1 protein-coding gene is annotated in these 1,393 nt (G+C 36.1%); it reads left to right on the forward strand.

The features are described 5' to 3' along the window. Positions 1-495 precede the first annotated feature (495 nt). Positions 496-1,393, forward strand: an 898-nt coding sequence (locus RRG12_RS44185) for a response regulator (protein WP_420763371.1), incomplete at its 3' end; no start/stop codon positions are given.

A 1,393-nucleotide genomic window follows, 5' to 3' on the forward strand; every position in this document is an offset into this window, starting at 1 on the left:
GCTAGCTTTGCGCCCCTACTTTTGCGACATATTGATTTGCTTTTGGGAAGAGAATAAAAGTGCGATCGCTATATACTGAAAGCGTTTACTCTCATAAGAAGTTAAGTACTTGTCAAAATCGGTAATTATTATATTCAGAAGATTTTGATTGATCGGCGATAGGTGAATAGGCAAGCTAAAATTGCAAGTAGCGTAGGCTAGTAAAAACCGCAGGCATCGCCGACATTGAATTCTCAATTTCAGTGCTCTAACCCAGAACAAAAAAAACTCAGTACACCTTTATTCCCTATTTCCTATATCTACGAGTGATTCAGGAATCAAATCAGATTGCTATTCTCTGGAAATAGTTTACTTTTAATTAAATCTTTTTGCTTTCAAGTCCAAAATTCGTGCATATCTAAAAAGCCGATTGTCACCCATTTTCCTCATCTTGCAAAAGATTTTAAAGACAAAGAAATTCGATAAAATTTAAAATAAATTTAATAAGAGGTAAGTATGAATTTTAATAAAAATGAAAAACCTGTCATTTTAATAATCGATGATAATCCTATTAATCTAGAAGTATTATTCGATTTTTTAGAGTATTACGGCTTTAAAGTTTTAGTAGCTGAAGATGGAAAAATTGCAGTTAATACAGCAGAGAATGCATCACCTGATCTGATTTTATTGGATATATTAATGCCAGGAATCGATGGTTTTGAGACTTGCAGACTTTTGAAAAAGAATCCAGCCACTCAAGATATTCCTGTAATCTTCATAACTGCCATGAATGACAAGGTGGATAAAGTCAAAGGTTTGAATCTTGGCGCAGTAGATTACATCACTAAACCTTTAGAACATGAAGAAGTTTTAGCTAGACTAAATACCCATTTACGTTTACGAAACCTCACAAAAAAACTCACAGAGCAAAATAAGCGTTTAGAGATGGAAATCTTTGAGCGCCAGCAGGTAGAGGAAAAACTGCGATGTCATTCAAATGCATTAGACGAGTGGAACAATCGCTATCAAGCAATAATTCAAGCGAGTGGTCAGATTCTCTATGACTGGCATTTGCATACCAACGATATTATATATGGTGGCAATGTAGAGCGAATATTAGGTTACTCTATGCCTGAGATGTTAGGAGGTTTGAAGCGTTGCGTAGAGTTAATTCATCCTGATGATAGAAACTTCTTTAACAAAGAGATTAACCGCGTTTTATCCACAAAAGAGCGATTCCACCTTGAATTTCGCATCTGTCGCAAAGATGGCACTTACATCACAGTTGAGGATAACGGGTATATCTTTTTAGACTCTACAGGCAAAGTTGCTCGGATGGCGGGCTTTATAATTGATATTACCGAACAGCAAGCTGCGCTACGCGATCGCAAAAATGCAGAACAGAAAATCCGTG

It is taken from the genome of Nostoc sp. CALU 546, assembly GCF_048836525.1.